A 6,038-nucleotide genomic window follows, 5' to 3' on the forward strand; every position below is an offset into this window, starting at 1 on the left:
GGTATAGGTCATTTGTCTTCACTCCTTATAATTCTTTTGCGGGAACTATCTTGAGTGTAGCACAAATGACTTTTTTAATTGTCTAGCTTAGTTTTACAATCGGCGATTTAAAATTAACTTGATTGAAGCATCTAGAAATTCATCCTTTATTTTGATAGAATTGGGTATAGACATCTGATTTCCTTCTTATTATGTTTTAGACGACTTAATTATAGGACAATCACATGTCTTTTTGTTATAAAAAAATTTTTGATGTCCTTACTCAATGTGAGTAACAACACCAAATATTATAGAACCATTTTTTAACTATATATGATATGGTATGGATTTTTTTATTATTCATGCTATCATGGAGCAGTTATTATCTAAAAAATACATTTAAAATAGTGTAGAGAAATGAATGATTATAAAAAAATGTAGAGAGATAGTGAGGGATAGGAAAGATGAAAAAAAGAAAGAGAATACTCTCTTTTTCACCAGTTCAGTGGATAACAAGTGGTTTTTTAGGATTAATTTTATTAGGTGCTAGCATTTTGATGCTACCAATTTCTTCAAGAAACGGTATGCAAACAGAATTTCTAGATGCGCTATTTACGGCGACATCTGCTATTTGCGTCACTGGATTAACGACAGTTACAACAAGTGAGCATTGGAGTGTTTTTGGCCAAAGTATTATCTTGTTATTGATTGAGATTGGTGGGTTAGGATTTATGACAATTCCAATCTTCTTTTTTGTCTTAATGAAACAAAAAGTAGCACTTAGTACACGCATGATTTTACGAGAAGCATTTAATACAGAACAAATGTCTGGTGAAATAAAAGTATTATTTTCTGTAGTAAAGATTGCTTTTTCTATTCAAGGAATAGGTATGGTTTTGTTAGCATTTCGATTTGTTCCTTTATTTGGATGGGGAAAGGGACTATGGTATAGTTTGTTTCATGCAGTTTCTAGTTTTTGTAATGCAGGATTTGATTTATTTGGCGATAGTTTAGTAGGGTTTCAAAACGATCCGTGGGTTTTGATGGTAATCAGCTGTTTAATTATTTCAGGAGGCTTGGGCTTTTTTGTTTGGCATGATGTCTTAACAATGAAACAAGCTAGACATCGATTGAGTCTACATAGTCAAATTGCCTTACGAGTGACTGGTACTTTATTGTTCATAGGTATTATTGGTTTTTTTATTACTGAATACAATAATTCGAACTTTTGGACAGGAAGTATTATCCATCGATTCTTTAATACGATATTTCTTTCTGTAACCCCTCGAACAGCTGGCTTTTTCTCAATTGACTATTTTTCAATGTCTCACGCCGGATTAATGTTAACAATGCTACTTATGTTTATTGGGGGAACATCAGGTTCAACCGCAGGTGGGTTTAAAACAACAACTTTTGGTGTGCTTTTAATCAAGATGTATTCCACTTTTCATGGGAGAAGTCGAGCAGAATTTCGTGAACGAACGATTAGGGAAGAAAGTGTTTCTCGAGCATTTGTTTTATTCTTTATGTTTTTAACTGTGATAATTGTCAGTACAATGATTCTATCTGTGACAGAGACGATTCCAAATGTCAATCAATTAGGCTTAGAATATATCGTTTTTGAAGTTATTTCAGCCATTGGGACTGTTGGCTTGACTATGGGGTTAACACCGGAGTTATCATCAATTGGGAAAATCGTTGTTGCAATATTGATGTTTCTTGGGAGAGTGGGTGTACTAACTGTATTTTTCTCTTTGATTATAAAGGAAAATAAAGTTGAGGTGAAAATTAAATATCCAGAAGAAACGGTAATCATTGGATAGATTCATGATGTAGGAGTACACTATTTTATTAATGTAATGATTAAACCAAGTTACAAAAAAAGTAAATAAGTGTAATTGAATAGCTAAATAGTTAAAAATATATTATGATAAAATAATAGCGTAATGAAAGTAAAGATTTGTATAACAAAGGAGGATCCAGTGGATAGAATAAGTAACGGAACTATAGGGATATTCATAGTTGCTATTCTAATTTTATTTATCATGAGTCTGTTTTTTTAGTTTTGTTCCAGTAGGATTGTGGATTTCGGCGTATTTTTCAGGTGTTAAAGTTGGTTTAGGTACATTAATGTGGGATGCGTTTGAGACGAGTTTCTCCTCGACAAATTATTCAACCGTTAATTAAAGCAACGAAAACTGGGTTAGACTTAACAACTGATCAATTAGAGGCACATTATTTGGCTGGAGGAAATGTCAATCGTGTGATTGATGCTCTAATCGCTTCTCACCGCTCCTCATCGCGCAGATATTGATTTATAATTTGAGAAAGCCGCAGCAATTGATTTAGCTGGAAGAGATGTTTTTGAAGCCGTTCAAGTATCAGTTAATCCCAAAGTAATTGAAACACCGATGATTGGTGCTGTAGCAAAAAATGGGATTGAAATTATAGTTAAAGCCAAAGTCACTGTCCGTGCCAATATTGAACGACTTGTTGGTGGAGCAGGTGAAGATACAATTATTGCCCGTGTAGGTGAAGGGATTGTCACAACAGTGGGTTCAGCTGAAAGGCATGATCTAGTGATGAAAAGTCCTGAGGCTATTTCTAAAACAGTTTTAAGTAAAGTATTGGATTCAGGAACAGCTTTTGAAATTCTGTCCATTGATATTGCTGACGTAGATGTGGGGCGTAACATTGGAGCACAATTACAAACGGATCAATCCGAAGCTGATAAAAATATTGCGCAAGCCAAGGCAGAAGAGCGTCGTCCTATGGCAGTTGCAGAAGAACAAGAAATGCGCGCAGAAGTTGAAAAAATGCGTGCAAACATTGTCGAGACAGAGGCGGAAGTTCCCTTAGCTATGGCAGAAGCATTACAAAAGGGAACATTGGGTACAATGGATTACTACAAACTAAAAAATATCCATGCTGATACTGAGATGCGAACGTCGCTTTCTTCAAGTACAGAAAAAACTAGTGAAGAATAGTTTTTCAGTCTACGATAATGATTGAGCAGTAAAAAAAGAATTTATGTTTTTTAGGCATTTGGATAGACAAAGTAGAAAATCTTTGTTAAATTAATACTAATTTCATAAATAATCAGGTTGGGCGCAAGCTTTCAAGACATATTCTCCAAGGGTGAGGAGAGTCTTGTTTGCTTGCGCTCTTTTTGCGTTGTTTAGAAAAAAAGAAAGGAAGTTATTTATGCATTTTTATCAAGAAAAAAAAGAAAAATTAATCAAGCGATTTGAGGTTGATTCAACGAACGGATTAACAAATGAACGGGTTCGTATTCTCAGAGAGCAATACGGAGTGAATAAGCTGCCTGATGAAAAAGAAAATCCCTACTGGAAAGTCTTCTTGAAGAATTTTAAAGAACCCATTGTCATCGTATTGATGGGAGCTATTGTATTATCTTTACTGAGTTCTTTTTATTCCATTCAAGTAAAAGGAGATGTGCAGCATGGAATAGAATCTTTGTATGAAGCAGCCGCTATTTTTATTTTAATTGTCATTAATGCTTGTTTAGGTTTCTGGCAAGAAATTAGTGCGCGTAAGAGTTTAAATGCCTTAAAAGAGATGAACAATCGTCAAACAACGGTCTTAAGAAATGGGAGCTGGGAAAAAATTACTGCTACAGATGTTGTGGTGGGGGATTTAATCAAAGCAGAGGTAGGCGATTTCGTTGAAGCAGATGTACGTTGGATTCAAACGAATGAATTGCAAGTGATGGAAGCACATTTAACTGGCGAATCAGATGCAATTCATAAAAATACTGAAGCAATTGATGAAGTTGTTGAAATTGGTGATAGAAAAAATATGGGATTTTCAGGCTCTACTGTTTCAAATGGGCAAGGAATTGGTTTAGTCGTTGCTACAGGTTTAGACACTGAATTAGGAAACATTGCACAATTAATTCAAGCTGTAGAAGATAAACCATCTCCTTTACAGAATACGGTTAATAAATTGACAAAGACTTTAATGCTGATTTCAGCTGGTGTCATTCTATTTACTTTTGTGATTGGTATGATTCAGGCAGGGGAAATCAGTTTTACATCGATTGGTTCTGTGCTTTCGACATCCATTGCTCTAGCAGTAGCTTCTATTCCTGATGCGTTGCCTGCAGTATTGTCGATTGTATTGACAATTGGTGCTTCTAAAATGGCACAAAATAGAGGTCTTATTAAATCTCTTTCCAGTGTAGAAACTTTAGGAGCAACCTCTTATATTTGTTCGGATAAAACCGGTACCTTAACGAAAAACGAAATGACGGTGGTTAAGTATTATAGCAACGGCCATTATTACGCGGTGTCTGGACTAGGATATGCGCCAACAGGTGACATTCATTCACCAGAAGCAAGTGCCAAGTTGTCTGATACACTAGCCTTTTTAGAAGGAGCTGTTTTATGTAATGAAGCGACTGTCAAAGAAACAGATGGTGAATATAAACCGTTTGGGAATCCAACAGAAGTCGCATTAACAGTTTTAGGTTTAAAAGCAGGTGTAAAGAAAGAAAAACTAGAACAAGAAAAAGAAATTGTCCGTACATTGCCCTTTACGAGTAGTCGTAAAATGATGAGTGTCATTGTTAAAGAAGACGAGCGTTATCTAGTATATACCAAAGGCGCGCCAGATGTATTGGTTAATAAAAGTACAGGCATTTTAATCAATCATAAAGTTGATTCTTCAGAGGAAGCAAAACAATCATTCGTAGATACCGTCGAAGAGTATGCAGAAGCAGCCTTACGTACATTAGCTGTTGGTTATAGAGAAATTACGGAACAAGAAGCAATGAATGGATCTGTCGAAGAGTTAGAAAAACAGTTAATTATTACCGGCGTTGCCGGGATTATTGATCCTGCTCGTGAAGAAGTCAAAGAATCTGTAAGTACATTGAAAAAAGCGAATGTCGAAGTTGTTATGATTACAGGGGACCATGAAAAAACGGCCAAAGCAATTGCCTTAGAATTAGGTATTGTTGATACAGTAGATGCGATAGTGATTAAAGGTATTGAAATCGAGAAGATGTCTGATGAAGAATTATATAGTTATGTGAACCATACGAATATCTATGCTCGTGTGTCACCTGAACATAAACAACGCATTGTTAAACAATTACAAAAGCACGGACAAATTGTCGCAATGACCGGTGATGGTGTCAATGATGCACCTGCATTACGTGCTGCAGATATTGGTATCGCTATGGGGATTGCTGGAACCGAAGTGACGAAAGATTCAGCCGACTTAATTCTGATGGACGATAAATTCACAACAATTGAACAATCTGTTAAAAGTGGTCGAACCATTTATGCCAATATTAAAAATTTTATGCGTCATGAATTAACAACCAATGTAGCAGAAGTTCTTTCATTATTGATTGGTTTAATCTTCTTTACACAATCAATCGGCAATGTTCCTGGTGCGACACCAACATTAACTGCTTTGATGATTTTATGGGTCAATATGGTAAGCGATGCAGTGCCTTCTTTTTCACTAGGATATGATGTCGCTGAGTCTGATATTATGGAGGAACAGCCGAGAGATCCAAACGAATCGGTTCTAGCAAATTATACTTGGTCTCGTGTCTTGATTCGCGGAATTTTTATGGGAGTATTGGTTTATGTTGCATTCTTATGGGCGGCTCACCAAGGGTTATCAAGTAATCAAGCCCAAACCGTAGCTTTCTTAACACTGGTTTATGGCCAATTATGGCATGTTTTTGATGCGCGAAGCACGAAAACATTATTTAGAAGAAACCCATTTGAAAACAAATATTTAATTGCAGCTGTTCTATTTGCAGGTATTTCTTCTTATCTGGTGACGATTATCCCATTCTTTAATATAGTAATGGGCACAGCACCATTGACGTTGTCAATCTATTTACTGGTACTGTTTGTTCCAGCCTTACCTACCTTGATTTTATCGGGCATGAAAGAGTTGTTTGGTATTAAAATTTGGTAATAGCTATCGAAAATAGCTAGGCGCCGATTGTAAAATTAAGTTAGACAAATAAAAAAGTCATCTGTGCTACACTCAAGATAGTTCCGCCTAAAGAATTA

General features: G+C 35.8%; 2 protein-coding genes, 1 pseudogene and 1 other annotated feature. All 3 genes and pseudogenes read left to right on the plus strand.

What is annotated here, in order from left to right; genetic code table 11:
• The first annotated feature begins 443 nt into the window (after positions 1–443).
• The 3 genes and pseudogenes from Q0977_RS17685 to Q0977_RS17695 all read left to right on the plus strand — a co-directional run bounded on the left by Q0977_RS17685 (position 444) and on the right by Q0977_RS17695 (position 5,940).
• Positions 444–1,802: a TrkH family potassium uptake protein gene (locus tag Q0977_RS17685; protein WP_251851432.1), complete on the plus strand. Its 1,359-nt coding sequence runs from the start codon at positions 444–446 to the stop codon at positions 1,800–1,802.
• 222 nt (positions 1,803–2,024) lie between these two features.
• Positions 2,025–2,966 (plus strand): annotated as a pseudogene (floA, locus tag Q0977_RS17690) (flotillin-like protein FloA).
• Between the two features lie 115 nt (positions 2,967–3,081).
• Positions 3,082–3,127, plus strand: a sequence feature (sodium ion sensor (DUF1646 type); this cis-regulatory element may regulate processes involved in with the transportation of sodium ions).
• A 56-nt stretch (positions 3,128–3,183) separates the two neighbouring features.
• Complete coding sequence (locus tag Q0977_RS17695) at positions 3,184–5,940, plus strand: cation-transporting P-type ATPase (RefSeq protein WP_299516377.1); 2,757 nt, start codon at positions 3,184–3,186, stop codon at positions 5,938–5,940.
• The last annotated feature ends 98 nt before the right edge of the window (positions 5,941–6,038 follow it).

Source organism: uncultured Rummeliibacillus sp. (assembly GCF_934216135.1).
In the GTDB taxonomy this organism is placed as follows: domain Bacteria; phylum Bacillota; class Bacilli; order Bacillales_A; family Planococcaceae; genus Rummeliibacillus.

What these genes read in the sequence shown, in the direction of transcription:
- Q0977_RS17685 (WP_251851432.1), top strand. Translation starts at nt 444, where the DNA reads ATGAAAAAAAGAAAGAGAATACTCTCTTTTTCACCAGTTCAGTGGATA.
- Q0977_RS17695 (WP_299516377.1), top strand. Translation starts at nt 3,184, where the DNA reads ATGCATTTTTATCAAGAAAAAAAAGAAAAATTAATCAAGCGATTTGAG.